The organism is Streptomyces sp. NBC_01515 (genome assembly GCF_045040345.1).
Taxonomy (GTDB): Bacteria; Actinomycetota; Actinomycetes; order Streptomycetales; family Streptomycetaceae; genus Streptomyces.
On the sequence record NZ_CP109416.1, the window covers coordinates 9,024,496 to 9,046,602 of the forward strand.

Consider the following 22,107-nt stretch of genomic DNA (forward strand, 5'->3'; position numbering starts at 1 on the left):
GGCGGCCCCGCTTCAGCTTCTCCTGGCGGGAGTTACTGGACGTTGATCGTGAAGGTGGACGTGGTGTTGCGGATGTCCTGGGCGTTGCCGCTCATCCGCAGGTTGACGAAGGTCGCCGAACCCACGGCGGGTCCCTGACCGGGTTCGGGCAGCTCGTTGGCCCAGATGCCCCACCCGGACTTGGCGTCGAACGCGTCTCCGCTCTTCTTGGAGTTGGTGATGGAGATGTCGGTGAAGATCGTGTCCTTCACCGGGAACTGGGCTTGTCCGCCTACGTAGTTGGTCTGGAACATCACTCCGCCGTACGTGGAGTTGTCGATGTCCACGTCGTTGACCCGGATGCCCTGGAAGACCTTCGAGGCCGAGAACGCCCAGATGGCGGGGAAGACCTGGGAGCCCCAGAAGTGGCCGCCCGTTCGGTCCAGGGAGACGTTCTCGATCGTCGTCGGATCGGTCCCGAAGCCGTTCATCGGGTAGCCGAAGTCCAGCGAGGAGATCGTGATGCCGGAGTAGACCAGGGTGTCGGCGACCCTGATGTTGCGGAAGGTGTTGTCGAAGCCGCCGTAGACGGCGATACCGGCCGCACGCCAGGTGAGCGTCGACGTCAGGTTCTCGTAGAGGTTGTTCTTCTCGTCGGAGCCGCCCGCGTCGATCGCCGAGAAGAGCGCGAAGCTGTCGTCTCCCGTGGCCCGGGCGTCGTTGTTGACGACGTGGTTGTCCGTGGAGCCGTTCGTCATGTTGATGCCGTCGGCGAACGTGTCACGGATGCGGGAGTTCTTGATGGTCATGCTGTCGGTGTTGGCGCCCCAGTACATGCACACCATGTGCTCGACCCAGATGTCGTCGATGGTGATGTTGGAGACGTTCGAGAAGTCGAACACCTTGCCCGGTCCGTCGATTCGGGACGTGTAGTTCCCGAAGTAGGCGAAGCCGGTGAACGACGAACCGTTCGCGGTGGCCTCGGCCCGGATGCCGATGTCGGTGTTCTCCTGCGAGGCGGGGGCGTGGAAGCGGGTGAACCACGACCCGGCTCCTACGACCTTGACCGCCTTGCCGTAGACCTGCAGCTTGCTGGAGGTCTCGTAGTCGCCGGCGGGCAGATAGACGCCGACGAGCTTGCCCGTGGTGTCCATGCGGACGGTGTCGAGCGCGTTCTGCACGTCCTGCTGCGCGAAGCCGGCCGGGACCACGTAGGCGGCCGGGTCCGGGTTCGGAGTCGCCGTCGCCTGCTCGGTGTTGATGAAGTCGATGGCGTACGTGGGCGACGTGTTGGCCGCGTCCTTCTGGAGCCGGATCTTGGAACCGGCCGGAACGGTCTTGCCCAGCAGGAGATTCGCCTCGTCGTAGATGTGGCGCTGGGCACCGGCGCTCGGCGAGTTGCCGGGCGCGGTCTCGGCGCCGTACAGCCAGGCGTACTTGGAGGTGAGGTCGATGGCCTTGAGGAACTGGCCGTCGACGTAGACGTCGAGCGTGGTGTCGGTGCCGTCGGGGATGGAGAAGCGGGTGACCAGGGTGTTGGTCGCCGCGCGGGTGGTCCATTCGACGTACTGGCCGGTCGAGTTGAGGGTCACCGCCTTGCGGCCGCTCGCCTCCCCGGCGATGTCGCCGATGGTGCGGTTGGGGCCGACGACCTGGGCGCCGCCGCCCACTGTGCCGTCCTCGGCCTCGTACATGTCGTAGGGCATGTCGGCGCCGCGGCCGACGAACAGGGGTTGTGTGGTGGTGTTGTTGGTCCGCTTGACCGGGAGTTCGTTGGTGTCGTCGGCGATGACCGTCTTGACGGTGAACTTGCCGTTGACGGCCGTCCAGGAGCCGAGGCCGACGGGTGCGGTCGTCTGGCCGGCGGCGATGGTGCCGCTGTAGGAGCCGGTGAGTGTCTTCACGGTGGCGCCGTTGGCGTCCAGGAGTGTCAGCGTGACGCCGTGGGTGCCGGACGCCGAGTCGACCGTGCCCTGGTTCTTGATCGCCACGGAGAACGTGACGTTGTCGCCCGCCGAGGGGCTGGACGGGGTCCAGGCGACCGGCGCGGCGACCAGGTCGGAGCTGGAGACCGGCTTGACGACGAGGGCGTCGGGGGCGGTGTAGACGTTGTTGCCCTCGTTCTGCTCGATGACCTTGTTGGACGGGTCCACCTCGGCGCCGAGCGGGTAACTCCCCGCGTCCCGGGTGCCGATGCTCGCCGTGACCGTCGTCGACGCGCCCGCCGCGAGGGCCGGGACGTCCGCCGTGGCGGCCTTCGTGCCGCCGAGCGTGAAGTTCAGGTCGGTGGCCTTGGACGCCTTGCTGCCGCTGTTGGTGACCGTCGCCGTCAGGCTGATGGCGTCCGACTCGACCGGGGCCGCGGGCGTGTGGGTGATACCGGTGACCTTCAGGTCCGGGTTGGCGGCCGGGGTGCCGATCACCTGGAACTCGGCGACCTGCCCCCCCGGGGCACCGGTGTTGGAGGCGAACTTGAGCTGGATGTCGGCGGCGGCGCCCGAGACCGGGATGGTCACCGTGTTGCCGCTCGACGGGTTGAAGACGTAGTCCTTCGCCGCGACGAGACTCGTGAACGCGGTCGCGTCCTGGTCCCGGCCCAGCACCTGGATGTTCTGCGTACGCGTCGACCACGCGGGGTCGGGGTTCAGCTTGACGACGACCTGGCTGAGGTCGGCGTTGGCACCCAGCTTGGTGGTGAGGGTGGCCGGGTAGGCACCGCCCCCGCTTTCCCAATACGTCGCTATCTGGCCGTCGTTGGCGTTCGCGGCGACATAGGTGAAGGTGTACGACGAGGCCTCGATGGGCTTGCCCTGCGCGAGGTCGGAGCCCGCACCGTTACCGGCCCGGGTGACGCTGTTGCTCGCCACCGACACGTTCCCGGCGGCGTCCTTCGCCTTCACGTAGTAGGTGACCGTGGCCGTCGCCGACGGGGTGTCGGTGTACGAAGTCACGTCACCGGCAACGGACTTGACCACCTGGTCGTTCGCGTAGATGTCGTACCCGGTGACCTGGACGTTGTCGCTCGACGCCTGCCAGGTCAGCTTCACGTCGCTGCCCGACTGCGTGTAGGCGAGGTTGCCCGGCGCGGTCGGGGCCTGGGTGTCGCCGGTCGAGCCCTTGCGGGTGACGCTGTTGCTGTTGGCGGAGACATTGCCCGCCGCGTCCTTGGCCCGCACGAAGTAGGTGATGTCGCTGCCGGCCGGCTGGGTGTCCGTGTACGTCAGGACGTTTCCGACGACGCTCGACCTCAACTGCCCGTTGGCGTAGATGTCGTAGCCGGTCACGGCGGTGTCGTCGGTTGCCGCGGTCCAGTTCAGCTCGATCTGCCCGGTGGCCGGCTCGGTGTAGCTCAGACTGCCCGGCGCGGTGGGCGCCTGCGTGTCACCGGTCGCCGGTCCGTAGACCTCCAGCTCGGACACCTGCCCGGCGGGCCAGCCGGTGTTCGCCGTGATCAGCACGCGCACGTACCGCGTGGTCGTCGCGTCGAAGGCGATGGTCGTCGACTGGCTGGTGGAACTGTCGAAGGTGTACGCCTTCGAGGCCGTCAGGTCGGTGAAGTTCTGGTTGTCGGTCGACCCCTGGATCTTGAGGGTCTGGCTGCGGCTCGGCCAGCTGCCCGGCAGCCGCAGTGTCACCTGGTTGACCTTGACCGACGAGCCGAGGTCGACCTGGATCCACTGCGGGAACGCGTTGTTCGTGCTCTCCCAGTAGGTGTTCTGGTTGCCGTCACCGGCGTTGGCCGCGCCGTAGACATCGGCGTGCCCGCTCTCGCTGAAGGGCTTGCCCAGGGCGAGGTTGGCGGTCTCGGCGGTGGCGGTGAGGACCTGCATCTCGCCCAACTGGGCCGTGCCCGCGACTGAGTTGGCGCTGAAGTCGGCCCGCACGTACCGGGCGAGGGTCGAAGGCACCGAGATCTTCACGGTGTTGTCGTCACCGGGGCTGAAGACGTACTGCGCCGACGACTTGAGCGTCGCGAAGCTCTTGCCGTCGTCGCTGCCCTGGAGCGCCAGCGTCTGCCTGCGGGTCTGCCAGCCCTCGGGCAGCCGCAGCACGACCTGCCGGACGCGCTCGCTCTTCCCGAGGTCGGTCTGCACCCACTGGGCCGACTTCTTGTCGGCCTGCCAGTAGGTGTCGGTGTCGCCGTCGGTGATGTTGGTGGCCTTGTGCGCGCCGCGGGTGCTGCCCGCGGTGGTCTTCGCGTCCGCGGCGACGTTGGGACCGCCGGCCGCGTGCGCGCCGACGGCGGGCAGGCCCAGCACCATCACGGCGGAGGCGAGCGCGGCGATCGCCGCGCGCCGCCTGGGGGATCTCTTCTTGTGTCGGGTCGGTCGAGTCATACGGGTCACTTCCTGCGGAGGCTCGCGCGCCGGTGGGGCGGCGAGGGCGGCTCGTTCCTGGCGGAGGGAGTGGTGCAGGAGCAGAAGGTGCGAGGTGACGAGGTACGTGCTGCCTCTGAGAGGCAGCTTTTTGCGTTGTTTCATCGAAATATTGCAGAGCTACGTGAGCGGGTCTACAGCTGGAACAGCGCAATATTCACCAGAAGTGCTCATCGCCCTGGAGTTACACGGGAGTTGGCTTGCGTGCGCTTGCGTCTACTGAACGAAAGTGAACGCAAGTCGCGCAAATTCTTGCGCGATCCAATGTCGTTGAATTCCGCGCCGCTTCTTCCTGGCGGATTCCTCGTCGACGCGTAACGTGAGGCCCCATGAAGATCCTCATCAGCGCCGACATGGAGGGTGCGACCGGCGTCACCTGGCCGGCCGACGTGTTGCCGGGGACACCGCAGTGGGAGCGGTGCCGCTCGATGTTCACCTCGGACGTGAACGCGGCCGTCCTCGGCTTCTACGACGGCGGCGCCGACGAGGTGCTCGTCAACGAGGCCCACTGGACGATGCGCAACCTGCTGCTCGAACAGCTCGACGAGCGCACCGAGATGCTCACCGGGCGCCACAAGTCCCTCTCCATGGTGGAGGGCGTGCAGCACGGCGACGTCGACGGCATCGCGTTCGTCGGCTACCACGCCGGCGCCGGCATGGAGGGCGTCCTCGCCCACACCTACCTCGCGAACTCGATCACCGGCGTGTGGCTGAACGACGTACGCGCGAGCGAGGGACTCCTCAACGCGCATGTCGTCGCCGAGTACGGGGTACCGGTGGTCCTGGTCACGGGTGACGACGTGGCCTGCGAGGACGCCCTCGGGTACGCGCCCGAGGCACTGAAGGTCGCCGTCAAGGACCACGTGTCGCGGTACGCGGCCGTGTGCCGGACCCCGGCCAGGACGGCCGCCGACATCCGTGGGGCGGCGAAGGAGGCGGCGAAACTGGCGGTCCGTCAGGAACCGGTACGGGGCGGCCCGTTCACCGTCGCCCTCGAATTCGACGCCGAACACCTCGCCATGGCCGCCACCGTCGTGCCCGGAGTCGCACCGGTCGGGGAGCGGAAGGTGGCGTACACCCACGACACCATGTACGAGGGCATCCGGACCTTCAAGGCGGTCACCACGATCGTCTCGGCCGCGGTGGAGGAGCAGTATGGCTGACATCGACGAGCGGGCCCTGGACGAGGTCGTGACGTTCACCTCGGACCTGATCCGCATCGACACGACCAACCGGGGCGGCGGCGACTGCCAGGAGAGACCCGCGGCCGAGTACGCGGCCGGGCAACTGGCCGGTGCGGGGCTCGAACCCACCCTCTTGGAACGCTCCAAGGGCCGCACCAACGTCGTCGCCCGCATCGAGGGCACCGACCCCTCGGCGGACGCCCTGCTCGTCCACGGTCACCTGGACGTCGTGCCCGCGCAGGCCGACGAGTGGAGCGTGCACCCCTTCTCCGGCGAGATCCGCGACGGCGTCGTCTGGGGGCGCGGCGCGGTCGACATGAAGAACATGGACGCGATGATCCTCGCCGTCGTCCGCGCCTGGGCCCGGCTGGGCGTGCGGCCCCGGCGCGACCTCGTGATCGCGTTCACCGCGGACGAGGAGGCGAGCGCCGAGGACGGCTCCGGCTTCCTCGCCGACCGGCACGCCGGGCTCTTCGAGGGCTGCACCGAAGGCATCAGCGAGTCAGGCGCGTTCACCTTCCACGACGGCACCGGCCGGGAGATCTACCCCATCGCCGCCGGTGAACGCGGCACCGGCTGGCTGAAGTTGACCGCGCACGGCCGCGCCGGCCACGGCTCCAAGGTCAACCACGAGAACGCCGTCACGCGCCTCGCCGCCGCGATCACCCGCATCGGCGAGCACGAGTGGCCGCTGCGGCTCACCCCGACCGTCCGCGCGTCCCTCACCGAACTCGCCGCCCTGTACGGCATCGAGGCCGACCTCGACGACGTCGACGGACTCCTCGCCAAGCTCGGCCCGGCGGCGAAACTCGTCGAGCCCACGGTCCGCAACAGCGCCAACCCGACCATGCTGAACGCCGGTTACAAGGTCAACGTGATCCCCGGCGAGGCCGTGGCCCACGTCGACGGACGCTATCTCCCGGGCGGCGAGGACGAGTTCCGCACCACCCTTGACCGGCTCACCGGACCCGACGTCGACTGGGAGTTCCACCACCGCGAAGTGGCCCTCCAGGCACCGGTCGACTCCCTGACCTACGCTCGGATGCGGTCCGCCGTCGAGGAGTTCGCGCCCGAAGGCCATGTGGTGCCGTACTGCATGTCGGGCGGCACGGACGCCAAACAGTTCTCGCGCCTCGGCATCACCGGCTACGGCTTCGCACCGCTGAAGCTCCCCGAGGGCTTCGACTACCAGGCCCTGTTCCACGGAGTCGACGAACGCGTCCCGGTCGAGGCACTGCACTTCGGCGTCCGGGTCCTGGGCCGCTTCCTGAGGACGGCCTAGCAAGTGGGGGAGAACATGCGGACTTCGGCGTACGGCTCATGGCCCTCGCCCATCGACGCGGCACTCGCCGCCGCGCACGACGGACACCCCGAGTACGTCGGTTTCGTCGGCGATGAGGCCTGGTGGACCGAACCCCGGCCCACCGAGGGCGGCCGCCGCACCCTGGTCCGCCGCCGCGCGGACGGCTCCGAGGAGTCGGTGCTGCCCGCCCCGTGGAACGTCCGCAGCAGGGTCATCGAGTACGGCGGCCTGCCCTGGGCTGGAACGGTCCAGGACGGCCAACCCCTCGTGGTCTTCGTGAACTTCGCCGACCAGCGGCTCTACCGCTACAAGCCGGGGAGTGAACCGGAGCCCCTGACGCCGGTCTCTCCCGTGGGCGGCGGACTCCGCTGGGCGGAACCGCAGCTGCGTCCGGACCTGGGTGAAGTGTGGTGCGTTCTTGAGGAGTTCACCGGCGAGGGCCCCGGTGATGTGCGGCGCGTCCTGGCCGCCGTACCGTTGGACCGGTCCGCTGCTGAGGACCGGCATGCCGTACGCGAACTCAACGACGACCGGCACCGGTTCGTGTCCGGGCCGCGCGTCTCGCCCGACGGACGGAAGGCGGCCTGGCTCGCCTGGGACCATCCCCGGATGCCGTGGGACGGCACGGAGCTGCTGCTCGCCGAGGTCGCGGACGACGGCACGTTCGGGGAGCCCCGGACCGTCGCCGGCGGACCCGAGGAGTCGATCGCGCAGGTCGACTGGGGCTTCGACGGCTCGCTGCTCTACGCGAGCGACCGGACCGGCTGGTGGAACCTCTACCGCGACCACCAGCCGCTGTGCGCACGCGAGGAGGAGTTCGGCGGGCCGCTGTGGAAGCTCGGCCAGCGCTGGTTCGCGCCCCTGGAGAGCGGCCCGATCGCCGTCGTGCACGGCCGGGGCGCCACCTCGCTCGGCCTCCTGGACCCGGAGACCGGCGAGGTCGTCGACGCGGCCGGACCCTGGACCGAGTTCGCCGCCACCCTCGCGGTGAATGGCGAGCGGATCGTCGGCGTCGGGGCCAGCCCGCGCAGCGCCTACGAGGTCGTCGAACTCGACACCCGCACCGGCAGAGCCCGGGTCATCGGCGCCGCCCACGACGACCCCGTGGACCCCGCCCACTACCCCGAACCGCAGATCCGCATCTTCACCGGACCCGCCGGACGCGACATCCACGCCCACATCTACCCACCGCACAGCCCGAGTTGGGCCGCACGTGGCGACGAACTGCCGCCGTACGTCATCTGGGCGCACGGCGGACCCACCAGCCGGGCACCGCTCGTCCTCGACCTGGAGATCGCCTACTTCACCTCACGCGGCATCGGCGTCGCCGAGGTCAACTACGGCGGCTCGACCGGGCACGGCCGGGAGTACCGCAACCGACTGCGCGAACAGTGGGGGGTCGTCGACGTCGAGGACTGCGCCGCCGTCGCGCTGGCCCTCGCCGACGAGGGCACCGCCGACCGCGCCCGGCTCGCCGTCCGGGGCGGCAGCGCCGGCGGCTGGACCAGCGCCGCGTCCCTCGTCACGATGGACGTCTACGCCTGCGGCACCATCATCTATCCCGTCCTCGACCTGGCCAACTGGGCCACGGGGGAGACCCACGACTTCGAGTCCCGCTACCTGGAGACCCTGGTCGGCCCCCTCGCCGGCGTACCCGCCCGCTACGCCGAACGCTCACCCGTCGAGCACGCCGACCGGGTCACCGCGCCCTTCCTGCTGATGCAGGGCCTCGCCGACGTGATCTGTCCGCCCGTCCAGTGCGAACGCTTCCTGGAACGGATGCGCGGACGCCAAGTACCGCACGCCTACCTCGCGTTCGAGGGCGAGGGCCACGGATTCCGCCGCGCCGACACCATGGTCCGCGCCCTGGAGGCCGAACTCTCCCTGTACGCCCAGGTCTTCGGCATCGACCCGCCCGGCGTCCCGACCCTGGAGCTCACCAAGTGACCCCGCTCGTACGGCCGTTCCGACTCGCCCCCGGAGCCCGCGTGGCCGTCGTCGCACCCAGCGGGCCGGTGTCCGAGGAACGGCTGGAGGCCGGTCTCGACATCCTGCGCGGCTGGGACCTCGACCCGGTCGTGGCACCCCATGTCCGGGACCGGCACGGCCGGTTGGGCTATCTGGCGGGTGCGGACGCCGACCGCGCGGCCGACTTGCGGAACGCCTGGTGCGACCCGTCCGTGGCCGCCGTGCTGTGCGCCCGCGGCGGCTACGGCGTGCAGCGCATCGTGGACCTCCTCGACTGGGAGGCGATGCGGGCCGCCGGGCCGAAGGTGTTCGTCGGCTTCAGCGACCCCACCGTGCTGCACCAGGCGTTCGCCGCCCGGCTGGGCCTCGTCACCCTGTACGGGCCCGCCGCGGCCGGCGCCGACTTCATCAAGAACGCCCGCACGCAGGAGCACTTGAGGGCGACCCTCTTCGACCCGGAGTCCGTACGGACCATCCACGCCGCCCCGACCGGGGGCGGGGCACTGGTGCCGGGACGGGCCCGGGGCGTCACCCTCGGTGGCTGCCTGAGCCTGCTCGCCTCCGACCTCGGCACCCCGCACGCGCCCGCCGGTGCGCGCGGCGGGCTGCTGATGATCGAGGACGTCGGCGAACTGGCCTACCGCATCGACCGGATGCTGACCCAACTCCTGCGCGGCGGCTGGCTCGACGGCGTCGCCGGGATCGCCCTCGGCTCGTGGGCCGACTGCGGACCCTACGAGAAACTCCGCCCGGTACTCGCCGACCGGCTCGGCGGACTCGGCGTACCCGTCGTCGAGGAGTTCGGCTTCGGGCACGGCGACGGGGCGCTGACGATACCGCTCGGCGTGGCGGCCGAACTGGACGCGGACGCGGGCACGTTGACGCTGGACGAGCCCGCGCTGCGCTAGCCGCGGTCTTGTCCGATCGCTTGTTGAATCGCTGTCAAGAAACACCCTTTGCGGTGATTGACCTGGCCTGACGCGTGTCACACCATGGGCGTGAACCGGTACTTACCGGTCGGTAAGTCGCTATTGCCTCAGTCGGGTTGCCCTCAGTGTGGAGGTCCCTGTGTCCCGTCGTGTGCCCGGAATCCGCGCCGCGCTGGCTCTCACTCTCACCGCCCCGCTCACCCTCACCGCCCCGCTCGTCCTGGGCCGCCCCGCCGCGGCTGCCGCCCAATACACCGTCACCGCGCTGAAGTTCACCGTGTCCGCGGGCGGCCGTGCCTGCACGGTCGACGCCGATCTGTACCGGCCCGCGGGCGTGGACCGTTCCAACCCGGCGCCCGCCGTGCTGGCCACCAACGGCTTCGGGGGCAGCAAGTCGGACGGTTCGACGGACGCCATCGGCAAGGTCTTCGCGCGACGCGGCTATGTCGGGCTCGTCTACTCCGGGCTGGGCTTCGGAAAGTCGGGGTGTCTCATCTCGCTCGACGATCCGCGCATCGACGGGGCGGCCGCCTCGGGGCTGATCGACTTCCTGGCCGGCACCCGGGCCGCCGACGACGGGACCAGGGCCGACTTCGTGACCCTCGATGCGAAGGGCGACCCGCGTGTCGGGATGATCGGCGGATCGTACGGGGGCGCGATCCAGCTGGCGACGGCGGCCGTGGACCACCGGGTCGACGCGCTCGTCCCGCTGATCACCTGGCACGACCTGGCCTACGCCCTCGACCCCAACAATGCGGTCGGCAAAGGTAATTGGACCGTTCCAGGCGCCTTCAAGTGGCAGTGGACCAACAGCTTCTACCTCACCGGCGAGACCCAGCCCCTGACCCTGCCGAGCCTCGACCCGACCCGGATCAACTCCCTCACCTGCCTGCACTTCGTCACCCCGGCCTGCGCCATGTTCCGCACCCTGAACTCAGGGAGCTACCCGGCCAGGGCGACGGCCGACCTGCTCGCGTACCTGCGCAGCGTCTCCCCGGTGTCGTACCTGAACCGGGTGAAAGCGCCGACGCTCCTCGTCCAGGGCCAGGCCGACACCCTCTTCAACCTCAACGAGGCGACGGCGACGTACAAGACGCTGAAGGCGCAGGGCGCGACCGCCAGGATGATCTGGCAGTCGTGGGGTCACAGCGCCGGGATGACCGACCCGGCCGCTGGTGAACTCGACCTGAGCCAGGGCGACTTGGAGTCGAGTTACGTCGGGAAGCGGATTCTCGCCTGGTTCGACCGCTATCTGCTCCAGCATAAGAACACGGACACGGGACCCGCCTTCGCCTACTACCGCGACTGGATCACGGACCCGGCCGACACCTACGCCACCGCGAACCAACTCCCCGCGCTCGACGAGAAGTTCTACCTCTCCGGCGACGGCAAGCTGGTCGACAACCGGGCGAAGCTGGCGCGCGGCAGCCGTGAGTACACCAACTGGCCTGTGCCCACGAGCCATTCGGAGAGTTCGCTGAGCGGGACGATCGGTCTGCCGGACCCGGCGCCGTACGACACGGCGGGCACGTATCTGGGGTGGACCAGCGAACCACTGTCCCGCGCGACGGACGTCGTGGGCGCCCCGAAGGCCACGCTCAAGGTCGTCTCCCCGAAGGCGCGGCGCGTCCAGAACTCCGGCGACGCCGCCGACAACCTCGTCCTCTTCGCCAAGCTCTACGACCTCGCTCCCGACGGCACCACGACGCTTGTCCACAGGTTGGTCGCTCCTGTCCGCGTGCCGGATGTCACGAAGAGCTTCACGGTGACCCTGCCGGGGATCGTGCACCGGTACGCGAAGGGGCACCGGCTGCGGTTCGTGATCGCGGCGAGCGACGACGCGTACACCGGGAACCGGGGGATCAAGCCGGTGACCGTGGTCAGCTCGCCGCAGGACACCGGGGTGCTGGAACTGCCGGTCGTCGCGGACTGAGTCTCACCGTGCGTGATGGCCGATTCGGGCTCACCCTGGAGACATGAGCCCGAAGACCACCGAGAGCGGCGGTAGGACCGGCCAGCGGGAACGCGTGCTGACGCCCGCCCGGATCACGGTTCTGCTGCTCGCCGTCCTGGCCCTGATCTTCATCTTCGAGAACACCCGCGCCACGAAGATCCGCCTGCTCGTCCCCGAGGTCACCATGCCTCTGTGGATGGCGCTGCTGGGCACGGCGATCATCGGCGCCCTGTGCGGGTGGTATTTCATGCGACGGCGCCGCTAGCCCGGATTAGGGTGACGGGATGCCGCACACCGCATCCCGTTACCTCGCCGAGAGCCCCCGCGTGGGCATCCGCCACTTCGGTTACGACGACGCTGCCGAGTTCACCGCGCGGGCCAGGGAGAGCAAGGACCTGCACCAGCCCTGGCTGTTCCCGCCGGCCAGCGGGGACGCGTACACCGCCTACGCGCGGCGGCTGATCCAGGATCCGACCAAGGCCGGGTTCCTCGTGTGCGAGGTGGACGGCGGGGGCATCGCCGGGTTCATCAACATCAACAACATCGTCGAGGGCGGCTTCCAGTGCGGAGCGCTCGGCTACGGCGCCTTCGCGCACGCGGCCGGGCGCGGGCTGATGCGCGAGGGGATGAACCTCGTGGTGGGCCACGCCTTCGGGCCGATGCGGCTGCACCGGCTCGAGATCAACGTGCAGCCCACCAACCTGCCCTCGATCGCCCTCGCCCGCGGCTGCGGGTTCCGGCTCGAAGGCTTCTCGCCGGACATGATCTACATCGACGGCGCGTGGCGGGACCACGAGCGCTGGGCGATCACCGCCGAGATGCGGACTTCCGGTTGACCTTCATGGTGTCGAGGTCCGTGACCGTCGACTTCAGGTCACGGAAGCCGTAGCCGAGGCCCCTCAGCGCGGTCTCGGCGCGGTCCTCCGCGAGCGCCGCCGCCATCTCGTCGCCGTCGGCCGCGTCCGACACCACCACATACCGCCACGAGAAGTGCTTGAGCGGCGCCGGTTCGTAACTGAGCGAGCCCTCCTCGGTGAACCGCATGCTCAGCATCCCGTGCTCCGCCGCCTCGCCCAGCAGCCGCTCCCGCGCCTCGTCCGTCAGCGCGTCCCAGGTACCCCGGACGATCACCCGGTACGTGTGCTGCTCGCCCATCAGCCGTTCCATCCCTCGGTCCATGTCGTCGAACGGCCCGACTGTACGTCGCCCAGGGCGCGGCGCACGCGGAATTTCGTGGCGCCCGGTGCTCCCGCCTTTGCGGAATCCTGACCGGTAGCGCCCCTGGCCACCGCACCCGTTGCCGGGTTCCATGGTGATCGTGACGACGATCCGACGTGAGGTACTGACGCTGCCCGCCGCGGAGTTGGGTCCTGACAACCCGCTGCCCCCACTGCGTCCGCTCGACGAGGCACACGGCACAGACGACCGGGACCGCGAGGACCTCCCGCGCGACATGGCCCGCCAGGTCGGCTACGAACCCCTCCGCAGCCTGCTGCCGACCCGCGTCCGGGACGGCTACGACAGAGACCGCACACCCCGCCGCATCGACGCCCTCGTGATCGAGAACGACCGGCTCCGCGCCACCGTGCTCCCCGCCCTCGGAGGCCGCATCGCCTCCCTCGTCCACAAGCCCACCGGCCGTGAACTCCTGTACCGCAACCCGGTGCTGCAGCCCGCGAACTTCGCCCTCAACGGCGCCTGGTTCTCCGGTGGCATCGAGTGGAACATCGGCGCCACCGGCCACACCACCCTCTCCTGCGCACCCCTGCACGCGGCTCGCGTCCCCGCCCCCGACGGCGGCGAGATGCTCCGCCTCTGGGAGTGGGAACGCCTCCGCGACCTCCCCTTCCAGGTGGACCTCTGGCTCCCGGACGGCTCCGACTTCCTCTACGTCGGCGTCCGCATCCGGAACCCGCACGAGCGGCCCGCGCCCACCTACTGGTGGTCCAACATCGCCGTACCGGAGGAACGCCGGGTCCTCGCACCGGCGTTGGAAGCCTGGCACTTCGGGTACGAGCGGCGGCTGCGCCGGGTGCCCGTCCCGTCGTACGACGGAGTGGACCGGTCCTACCCCCTCAACAGCCCTTACGCGGCCGACTACTTCTACGAGATGCCCGACGGGCGGCGCCGCTGGATCGCCGCGCTCGACGCGGACGGGCACGGGCTGGTGCAGACGTCGACCGATGTACTGCGGGGGCGCAAGCTGTTCGTGTGGGGCACGGGCAGTGGCGGCCGGCGCTGGCAGGAGTGGCTCACCGAGCCGGGTACCGGTGGCTACTGCGAGATCCAAGCGGGCCTGGCCCGCACGCAGTTGGAGCATGTACGGCTCGACCCGGAGAGCGAGGTGTCCTGGCTGGAGGCGTACGGGCCCCTCGACGCCGAGGCGGCGGGGGAGTGGTCAGCCGTCGTGGACGGTGCCGAGGCGCGGCTCGAAACCGCCCTGCCCCGCGCCGACTTGGACGCGGCCTACGCCGCGTGGAAGCCGCACGCCGACACCGAACCCGGGGAGATCCTCGCGACCGGCTCCGGCTGGGGGGCGCTCGAAGTCCTGCGCACGGACTGGAAGTTGCCCGGCACGCCCTTCGAGGAGTCCACGCTCGGCGAGGCACAAGCACCCTGGGCGGAACTGCTGCGGAGCGGGGTCCTGCCCGAGCCGCGCCGGGTCCGGCCGCCCGGCGAGACGCTGGTCGCCTCGCACTGGCGGGACATGCTGGAGACCGCGCCCGCGACTCCGCTCACCGAGTACCACCTCGGCGTCGCGCAGTGGCACGCCGGCGATCGGGCGCAGGCGGTGCGGAGTTGGGAGCGGGCCCTCGAACTCGCCCCGTCCCTCTGGCCGTTGCTGCGCTGCCTGGCCGTAGCGGATCAGGAGGCGGGGAACCACGAGCGGGCCGCGGACCGGTACAACGAGGCCTTCGCCGACCTGTGTCATGAGCGGCGGGACGCGGGGGAGCGGTGGACCGCCGCGACGGCCGCGCTCGGGCGGGAGGCCGTCGAGGCGCTGCTGCGGGTGCGGCGGACGGCCGACGCCCGTGCGGTGTGGGAGATGCTGCACCCCGTGACCCGGGAACGCGGCCGATTCCTGCTGCTGCAGGCCGAGTTGCTGCTCGCGGAAGGGCGGCGCGACGACGCGTGGGCCGTCTTCGGCGACGGGTTCGAGGTCGCCGATCTGCGCGAGGGCGCCGAGTCGATCGGCCGGCTCTGGTCCCGGCTCACCGACGAACCACTGCCGACGCGCTACGACTTCAGGATGCGGCCGGACACGCCCTGAGACGACGGACGGAACGTGGACCGGCGGGCGCGGATCAGGCCCGCCGGTCCACGTACTCGTAGACCGTCCCGTCCGGATGCATCGCGATGAGGTTGCGGCCCGCCGGTGACGCGATGGGGCCCGCGACGATGTGGGCGCCCAGCCCGGTCAGGATCGCGTGGGTCTCGTCGACGTCCTTGACGGCGATGGTGGCGGCGATCTTGCGCAACACCTCCAGCTCCGCCGGAGGCCCGCTCATCAGCAGGAAACAGCCGACCGCGGCCACCGACACCCCACCCCGCTCGAAGCGGAGCGCGGTGCCACCCGCGAGCCGTTCGTAGAAGGGGACGGCGGTCTCCAGGTCGTCGACGCAGATACGCAGCGTGGCTCCCAGAATCTCCATACGGACGAGCCTAGTTGGGGCGGCCTGCTCAGGGGGACGGTCCTGGACGCCTTTCTCGACGGCCGGCTGCTGGCGGAGACGGCGATCGTGCGCTGAGCGCCAGGAGCCCGCGTCACCCCGATTCCTCGGCGTGACGCGGGCTCGACGTCTGTGTGGTTCTGCGGAGAGGCCTGCTACCAGCGGTACCAGCGTCCCCGGCCGCCGCCCGCCGAGGTGCCGCGCACCAGGAAGCCGAGCAGCCATACGGCGAGCACGATCAGCGCCACCCACCAGAGGATCTTCACGGCGAATCCGGCACCGAACAGGACCAGCGCCAGCAGTAGGACGATCAGGATCGGAACCATAGTGTGTTACCTCCTGACGGCCGAGTGCCCCCGATCGCGCGGATCAGACGTCCTTGCGGCCGAGGATCTCCCCGTGCAGCACGGCGAACCAGCCGTCCTCCTGCTCCCCCCACTCCCGCCACGCCTCCGCTACGGCCCGCAGCTCCTCGGTGGTCGCGTGGCCGCCCTCGGTGGCGACCCCCGCGTACGAGGACGCGACGGTACGGTCCGCCCACAGGCCGCTCCACCAGGCCCGCTCGTCCGGAGTGTGGAACGTCCAGGTGCTGGAGGTGGCCGTGACGTCCGTCAGCCCCGCCCGCAGTGCCCACGACTTGAGACGGCGTCCGGCATCCGGTTCGCCGCCGTTGGCGCGGGCCACCCTCCGGTACAGATCCAGCCAGTCGTCCAGGCCCGGTACCAGGGGGTACCAGGTCATCACCGCGTAGTCCCCGTCGCGGGCCGCGATGAAGCCGCCCGGCTTGGTCACCCGGATCATCTCCCGCAGCGCCTGCACCGGGTCGCCCACGTGCTGGAGCACCTGATGGGCGTGGACCACGCAGAACGTGTCGTCCGGGTAGTCCAGCGCGTGCACGTCGCCGACCGCGAAGTCGACGTTGGTCAGGCCGCGTTGGGCGGCGGTCGCCCTCGCCTGGTCCAGGATGCCCGGCTCGCGGTCGACACCGGTGACATGGCCGTCCGGGACCAGCGCCGCCAGGTCCGCGGTGATGGTGCCGGGACCGCAGCCGATGTCCAGGATCTTCATGTGCGGCTTGAGCGAACCGAGCAGGTAGGCCGCGGAGTTGGCGGCGGTCCGCTGGGTGTGCGAACGCAGCACGGACTCGTGGTGCCCGTGCGTGTAGACGGCGGTCTCCTGCGGCTTCGGCATGGCTCTACCTACCCCTTCGCGTCTTCTTCGGCGTAGGAGGAACGGTACGCGCGCATGTCGGATGATGAGACCAGCGTTTTACGATGTGGACTGACGGGTGATCAGGGGCTCCGTCAGCGGGCGGTACACCGTCAGCGCCTCGGGCTGCTCCTCCAGCGTCAACTCGCCCTTCACATCCGTGACTTCACCGTCGTACGCGAGCAGCGTGCCGGGGGCCAGGCCGCTCAGGCGCAGACGGTGCACCTGGGACGCCGCGTGGGCGGGGGAGCGGGTGAACGGGCCCGCGAGCGCCGCCGCGAGCAGGCGTAGCGCGGGCCTGCGGCCGCCGTGCACGATCCGGATGTCGAGACGCCCGTCCGCCAGGTCGACGCGGCGGCCGGAAGCGACCCCCTTGCGGTGATAGGTGCCGTTGCCGGCGAACAGCATCCACAGCGGGCGGGTACGGCCGCCGACTTCGGCCTCCAGCGGATGCCGTTCCGCGCGCAGCACCCACAGCGCCGCGAGCACGCCCGCGGGCCAGCCGCCGATCCGGGGCGCCCAGCGCTCCCGCTCCCGCACCAGCTCCGGATAGACGCCCAGGCTCAGGGTGTTGAGGAAGATGCCCCGGGTGGCGCCGGACGTGAACCGGCCCACGTCCACGCGGACGGCGTCGCCCTGCTTGATCGCCTTGCTCAGATCGCGCGGGCCCTCCACGCCGAGGTCGTAGGCGAAGTGGTTGAGGGTGCCGCCCGGGAGGACCGCGAGGGGCAGGCCGTGGCGCAGGGCGACCCGGGCCGCCGCGTTGACCGTGCCGTCGCCGCCGCACACTCCGAGGACCCGGGCGCGGGTCGCCGCCTTCTCCAACTCGGCGTGTATCTCGGCCGGTTGGCAGGCGACGACCTCCGCGCCGGGCAGGAAGTCCGTCAGCGCGTCCGCCCGGTCCGCGCTGCCCGAGGCCGAGTTGACCACCATGACCAGGCCCTCGCCGTCCGGCAGCACCGGCACCTCGGCGCGGACGCGGGCCGGCGGCACGATCCGCCCGCGGGTCGGCACCATGCCGCGCACCGCGAACGCCGCGCACGCGCCCAGGGCGGCGCCCGCCACGACATCGCTCGGGAAGTGGACACCGGTGTACACGCGGGACATGACGACCGAGAACGCGATCGGCGCCACGACCGCGCCCCAGGCCGGGGACTCCAGGGCCACGCCGGTCGCGAAGGCCGCCGCCGACGCGGCGTGACCGGACGGGAACGAGGTGGTGATCGGCTGCCGCTTCAGCTGCCGGCCCGGCGGGACCGGGTCCAGGACGGGCCGGGGGCGGCGCACGCTCCGCTTGCCGATCGTGTTGATCGCGAGGGAGGCCAGGGACAGGGAGGCGATGCCCCGGGCGGCGGCCCGGCGGGCACGCGGAGTACGGCTGGCGGCCACCGCGGCGGCCGTGGCGAACCACAGCACGCCGTGATTGGCACTCCGGCTCAGCCGCGGCAGCACGGGCTCGCCGGCGGGCCAGTTCCGTTCGGCGGCCACCTCGAAGAGGCGCGAGTCGAGCGAGAGCAGCCATGCGCGCAGGGCGTGGCGGCCGGGGAGGGGAACCGTGAGGTCGACGTCGGGGCTCATGCGGTGCCGGGTACCCTGAAATGGCCGTTTGCTGCCCGGCGGACCGTCGGAGGACCGATTCCACCGCCCTCCACCGTCGGCGGACCGCTTCGTTCCGACCGTCGGCGGACCGTTCATCGGAGGACCCCCGTATGCGCCTGATCCTCATCCGCCACGGCCAGACCACGGCCAACGTGGACTTCCGCCTCGACACGGCCATACCCGGCGCGGACCTGACCGACCTGGGCCGCCGCCAAGCCGCCGCCCTCCCCGAGGCCCTCGCCGACGAGGACATCGAGGCCCTGTACGCCTCCACCCTGATCCGCACCCAGCACACCGCGGCCCCGCTGGCCGCCGCCCGCGGCCTCGACGTACGCGTCCGGGACGGCATCCGGGAGCTGACCGCCGGTGACCTGGAGATGCTGCCCGGCGACACCGAGCCCGGCCACGAGTACATGCGGATCGTGTTCGCGTGGGCCGCCGGTGACACGGAGCTGCGGATGCCGGGCGGCGAGAGCGGCACCGAGGCCCTCGCCCGCTACGACGGCGTGATCGCGGAGGCCGCCGACAGCGGCGCCCGCACCGTCGCCATGATCAGCCACGGCGCCGCGATCCGGATGTGGACGTCCGCCCGCGCCGACAACATCGACGTGGGCTTCGCCGCCGCCCGCCCCCTCGACAACACCGGCATCGTCGTCCTGGACGGCTCCCCGGCCGACGGCTGGAAGGCCCTGTCCTGGGAAGGCGCCCTGGTCGGGACGGCCGCACCGGACACCGACGGCGGCCCGGCCGGACAGCCGCTCGACGAGGACCAGAAGCCCTAGCGAGGCTCCGGGCCAGGTCATGGCGAGGCCCTGAGGGGCACAATAAGGGTTTGCCCGGCCGTGAGGCCGCCCCACAGAATGCGTGGTCATGGGACATCTGGAAGCCGCACACCTTGAGTACTACCTCCCCGACGGGAGGCCGCTGCTCGGCGATGTGTCCTTCCGGGTCGGCGAAGGCGCCGTGGTCGCCCTGGTCGGGCCCAACGGCGCCGGCAAGACGACCCTGCTGCGGCTGATCTCCGGCGAGCTGAAACCGCACGGCGGCACCGTCACCGTGAGCGGCGGCCTGGGCGTGATGCGCCAGTTCGTGGGCTCCGTACGCGACGAGACGACCGTACGGGACCTGCTCGTGTCGGTCGCCCCGCCGCGCATCCGGGAGGTCGCCGCCGAGGTCGACAGGGCCGAGCACGGCATCATGACCGTCGACGACGAGGCGGCCCAACTCGCCTACGCGCAGGCGCTGTCGGACTGGGCCGAGGTGCACGGCTACGAGTTCGAGACCCTGTGGGACATGTGCACCATGGCCGCGCTCGGAGTGCCGTACGACAAGGCGCAGTTCCGGCAGGTCGGCACGCTCTCCGGGGGTGAGCAGAAGCGGCTCGTGCTGGAGGCGCTGCTGCGCGGCAGCGAAGAGGTGCTGCTGCTCGACGAGCCGGACAACTACCTTGACGTGCCCGGAAAGCGGTGGCTTGAGGAGCGGCTCAAGGAGACCCGCAAGACGGTCCTGTTCGTCTCCCACGACCGCGAACTCCTCGCCCGCGCCGCCGAGAAGATCGTCTCCGTGGAGCCCTCGCCCACCGGCGCCGACGCCTGGGTGCACGGCGCCGGCTTCGCCACCTACCACGAGGCCCGGCGTGAACGCTTCGCCCGCTTCGAGGAGTTGCGCCGCCGCTGGGACGAGAAGCACGCCCAGCTGAAGAAGCTCGTCCTGAACCTCCGTCAGGCGGCCTCCATCAGCCACGAGTTGGCGTCCCGCTACGCCGCCGCCCAGACCCGCCTGCGCAAGTTCGAGGAGGCGGGCCCGCCCCCCGAGCCCCCGCGCGAGCAGGACATCAGCATGCGCATCAAGGGCGGCCGCACGGGCGTAAGGGCCGTCACCTGCAAGGGACTTGAACTGACAGGGCTGATGAAGCCCTTCGACCTTGAGGTCTTCTACGGCGAACGCGTCGCCGTCCTCGGCTCCAACGGCTCGGGCAAGTCGCACTTCCTGCGGCTCCTCGCCGGCGAGGAGGTGAAGCACACGGGGGAGTGGAAGCTCGGGGCACGTGTCGTGCCCGGGCACTTCGCCCAGACCCACGCCCACCCCGAACTCCAGGGCCGCACCCTCCTCGACATCCTGTGGAAGGAGCACGCGCAGGCCCAGGGCCCCGCGATGTCCCGACTGCGCCGCTACGAGCTGACCGGCCAGGCCGAGCAGAGCTTCGACCGGCTCTCCGGGGGGCAGCAGGCGCGGTTCCAGATCCTGCTGCTGGAACTTCAGGGTGTGACCGCTCTTCTCCTCGACGAGCCGACCGACAACCTCGACCTGGAGTCCGCGGAAGCCCTCCAGGAGGGGCTTGAGGCGTTCGACGGGACGGTGCTCTCCGTCACGCACGACCGGTGGTTCGCCAGGTCCTTCGACCGGTATCTGGTCTTCGGCAGCGACGGCAAGGTCCGGGAGACGACCGAGCCGGTGTGGGACGAGCGGCGGGTGGAGCGGGCGCGGTAGGTCGTGCGGGGTGTGACGGCTTGCTTTGGTGCGGGGGTTGCGGGGCCGGAATGCCGGAATGTTCGTAGAGTGGCCTCAAGGACCGTGAGACTCGACGAGCGGGGCACACCATGACCGGAGTCGACCCTGCGCGCCTGGAAGATGCTCAGCTCATGAAGGAGCTGGAGACCATCCACCGCACGCGCCACGACACCCTGCTGTACGGCTCGAACGACGCGCTCCGCGCTCACAACGACCGTATGGCCGGACTGGAGGGCGAGTATCTGCGCCGCCACCCGCGTCGCCTCGTGGCCCCCGGCCGTACCCGGCAGGGGGCACGCGAGCGGGAGTGAGCGGGATGTGTTTGCGGCGAACGCGTTCCCACCGGCGGTGACCGTCCAACCCGGAGCATGCTCAAGGGAGTTGTGACGCACCACGCCCATGGCCGACCGGCTCGCGGGGCGGTTCCGCAACCGGGGTGAGAGCGCGGAGGACTTACGCCAGGTCGCTGCCCTCGGGCTGGTGAAGGCCGTCGACCGGTACGGGCAGGAGCTTGCCCAGACCGGCGTCGCCGTTGACCGGGAGGCCGTGAAGCCTCGGCTTGCCGCGTTGCCCCAGCGGATTCGGGAGCAGGTTCCGCAGGAAGTTGCCTAGCTGCGGGCCGACGGGGGCTGGTCGCGCAGTTCCCCGCGCCCCTGAAAGCTCCGGCTGGGCTGTGTTCACTCGCTCGGGCTCTCTCTTTAACCCCAATGGGGTCTGGCCGCGCGCGTCTCCGAATGGACCGGGCTTCGATGGTGTTGCCGTCGTCCTCGGTCTAAGGAGACCCGCTCATGCGTCGCACCGCCCTCGCTCTGTCCGTCGTCGCCATTGTCGGCGCCGCCGGGCCCGCTCTGGCCGCTGATCCGGGTGCCGAGGTCAGTCCGAGCACCGTGCGGGCCGGTGGGAACGTCACCGTTTCCGTCACCTGCGAGGCGATCGGGGGGACCGTGGCCGAGACCATCGACGCCACGTCCCAGGGGTTCGACGACGGGACCGTCCAGTTGCAACGGGTGCCCGGCAACGACGACCGGGCCGCCGGAGCCGCCTATCGGGGGACCGCGCGGATCTCCGACGGCGAAGGGGGCGGGCAGGACTCCGCGTGGACCGTCGACGGGACCTGCCCCGCGCCGCCCGGCGGACAGGGCAGGCCGTGGAGCGCGACCTTCAGCATCGAGCGCGGGGGCGGGCCGCCGCCGTGTCAGGAGCCTCGCGGGGATGCCTGTGGTGATGTGCCCGCCGCGATCCAGCGTGGGGTCCAGGCCGGGGAGGGCGGTACCTTCACCGACTCCGTTCCGGCTCTGGTCGCCGGTGGTGTGCTGATCGCGGGCGCCCTCGGCGGGGCCGTGTACCGGCTGCGCCGGCGGACGCCGGGGCACTGAGCGCGCGAGCGGGACACGGCACGGCACTGCACGAGGGACTGCGCGGAG

The 22,107-nt window shown here is 70.6% G+C and carries 18 protein-coding genes and 1 pseudogene; 13 read left to right on the plus strand and 6 right to left on the minus strand.

Annotated elements, in window-relative coordinates; translation table 11 throughout:
• Positions 1-32: 32 nt before the first annotated feature.
• A complete protein-coding gene (locus OG407_RS40365) occupies positions 33-4,316 on the minus strand; it encodes a discoidin domain-containing protein (RefSeq protein WP_405868855.1) in 4,284 nt (1,427 codons plus the stop codon).
• 368 nt (positions 4,317-4,684) lie between these two features.
• Between OG407_RS40365 and OG407_RS40370 the strand changes: the two genes are divergently transcribed.
• From OG407_RS40370 to OG407_RS40400, 7 genes are all read left to right on the plus strand, one after another.
• On the plus strand, positions 4,685-5,518 hold the full coding sequence (locus OG407_RS40370) for a M55 family metallopeptidase (protein WP_405865074.1): 834 nt from the start codon (positions 4,685-4,687) through the stop codon (positions 5,516-5,518).
• A complete protein-coding gene (locus OG407_RS40375; protein ID WP_405865076.1) occupies positions 5,511-6,821 on the plus strand; it encodes a M20/M25/M40 family metallo-hydrolase in 1,311 nt (436 codons plus the stop codon). Before OG407_RS40370 ends, OG407_RS40375 begins: the two co-directional genes overlap by 8 nt.
• A 15-nt stretch (positions 6,822-6,836) precedes the next feature.
• Positions 6,837-8,789 carry a S9 family peptidase gene (locus OG407_RS40380; RefSeq protein ID WP_405868857.1) on the plus strand — a complete coding sequence of 651 codons (1,953 nt, stop codon included), beginning with the start codon at positions 6,837-6,839 and terminating at the stop codon, positions 8,787-8,789.
• Positions 8,786-9,718 carry an LD-carboxypeptidase gene (locus OG407_RS40385; RefSeq protein WP_405865078.1) on the plus strand — a complete coding sequence of 311 codons (933 nt, stop codon included), beginning with the start codon at positions 8,786-8,788 and terminating at the stop codon, positions 9,716-9,718. The genes OG407_RS40380 and OG407_RS40385 overlap by 4 nt, the downstream gene beginning before the upstream one ends.
• Positions 9,719-9,878: 160 nt before the next feature.
• Complete coding sequence (locus OG407_RS40390) at positions 9,879-11,672, plus strand: CocE/NonD family hydrolase (protein ID WP_405865080.1); 1,794 nt, start codon at positions 9,879-9,881, stop codon at positions 11,670-11,672.
• 43 nt (positions 11,673-11,715) lie between these two features.
• Positions 11,716-11,958, plus strand: coding sequence for a LapA family protein (locus OG407_RS40395; protein WP_405865082.1), 243 nt, complete (start codon positions 11,716-11,718; stop codon positions 11,956-11,958).
• 19 nt (positions 11,959-11,977) lie between these two features.
• Entirely contained in the window at positions 11,978-12,529 is a 552-nt protein-coding gene (locus OG407_RS40400; protein WP_403597833.1) for a GNAT family N-acetyltransferase, read from the plus strand.
• Here the strand turns inward: OG407_RS40400 and OG407_RS40405 are convergent.
• Positions 12,501-12,848: a DUF6204 family protein gene (locus tag OG407_RS40405; RefSeq protein WP_405865084.1), complete on the minus strand. Its 348-nt coding sequence runs from the start codon at positions 12,846-12,848 to the stop codon at positions 12,501-12,503. The genes OG407_RS40400 and OG407_RS40405 overlap by 29 nt on opposite strands.
• Positions 12,849-13,002: 154 nt before the next feature.
• On the opposite strand from OG407_RS40405, the gene OG407_RS40410 reads away from it, so the two are divergent.
• Positions 13,003-14,964 (plus strand): DUF5107 domain-containing protein, encoded by a 1,962-nt coding sequence (locus tag OG407_RS40410; protein ID WP_405865086.1) that lies wholly within the window; start codon positions 13,003-13,005, stop codon positions 14,962-14,964.
• 34 nt (positions 14,965-14,998) lie between these two features.
• Here the strand turns inward: OG407_RS40410 and OG407_RS40415 are convergent, their stop codons facing one another.
• The 4 genes from OG407_RS40415 to OG407_RS40430 all read right to left on the minus strand — a co-directional run bounded on the left by OG407_RS40415 (position 14,999) and on the right by OG407_RS40430 (position 18,151).
• Positions 14,999-15,346, minus strand: coding sequence for a VOC family protein (locus OG407_RS40415; RefSeq protein WP_405865088.1), 348 nt, complete (start codon positions 15,344-15,346; stop codon positions 14,999-15,001).
• Between the two features lie 173 nt (positions 15,347-15,519).
• Entirely contained in the window at positions 15,520-15,690 is a 171-nt protein-coding gene (locus tag OG407_RS40420) for a hypothetical protein (protein ID WP_033279348.1), read from the minus strand.
• 43 nt (positions 15,691-15,733) lie between these two features.
• A complete protein-coding gene (locus tag OG407_RS40425) occupies positions 15,734-16,555 on the minus strand; it encodes a class I SAM-dependent methyltransferase (protein WP_405865090.1) in 822 nt (273 codons plus the stop codon).
• Between the two features lie 78 nt (positions 16,556-16,633).
• Complete coding sequence (locus tag OG407_RS40430) at positions 16,634-18,151, minus strand: bifunctional phosphatase PAP2/diacylglycerol kinase family protein (RefSeq protein WP_405865092.1); 1,518 nt, start codon at positions 18,149-18,151, stop codon at positions 16,634-16,636.
• Between the two features lie 131 nt (positions 18,152-18,282).
• On the opposite strand from OG407_RS40430, the gene OG407_RS40435 reads away from it, so the two are divergent.
• The 5 genes and pseudogenes from OG407_RS40435 to OG407_RS40455 all read left to right on the plus strand — a co-directional run bounded on the left by OG407_RS40435 (position 18,283) and on the right by OG407_RS40455 (position 22,059).
• The gene (locus OG407_RS40435) at positions 18,283-18,954 is read left to right on the plus strand and encodes a histidine phosphatase family protein (RefSeq protein ID WP_405865094.1); all 672 of its coding nucleotides are present in this window, start codon (positions 18,283-18,285) and stop codon (positions 18,952-18,954) included.
• Between the two features lie 88 nt (positions 18,955-19,042).
• The gene (locus tag OG407_RS40440) at positions 19,043-20,662 is read left to right on the plus strand and encodes an ABC-F family ATP-binding cassette domain-containing protein (RefSeq protein ID WP_405865096.1); all 1,620 of its coding nucleotides are present in this window, start codon (positions 19,043-19,045) and stop codon (positions 20,660-20,662) included.
• A 110-nt stretch (positions 20,663-20,772) separates the two neighbouring features.
• Positions 20,773-20,994 carry a DUF6158 family protein gene (locus tag OG407_RS40445; protein WP_405865098.1) on the plus strand — a complete coding sequence of 74 codons (222 nt, stop codon included), beginning with the start codon at positions 20,773-20,775 and terminating at the stop codon, positions 20,992-20,994.
• An 85-nt stretch (positions 20,995-21,079) separates the two neighbouring features.
• A pseudogene (locus OG407_RS40450) lies at positions 21,080-21,196 on the plus strand (sigma factor); the annotation flags it as partial.
• A 275-nt stretch (positions 21,197-21,471) separates the two neighbouring features.
• Entirely contained in the window at positions 21,472-22,059 is a 588-nt protein-coding gene (locus OG407_RS40455) for a hypothetical protein (RefSeq protein WP_405865100.1), read from the plus strand.
• The last annotated feature ends 48 nt before the right edge of the window (positions 22,060-22,107 follow it).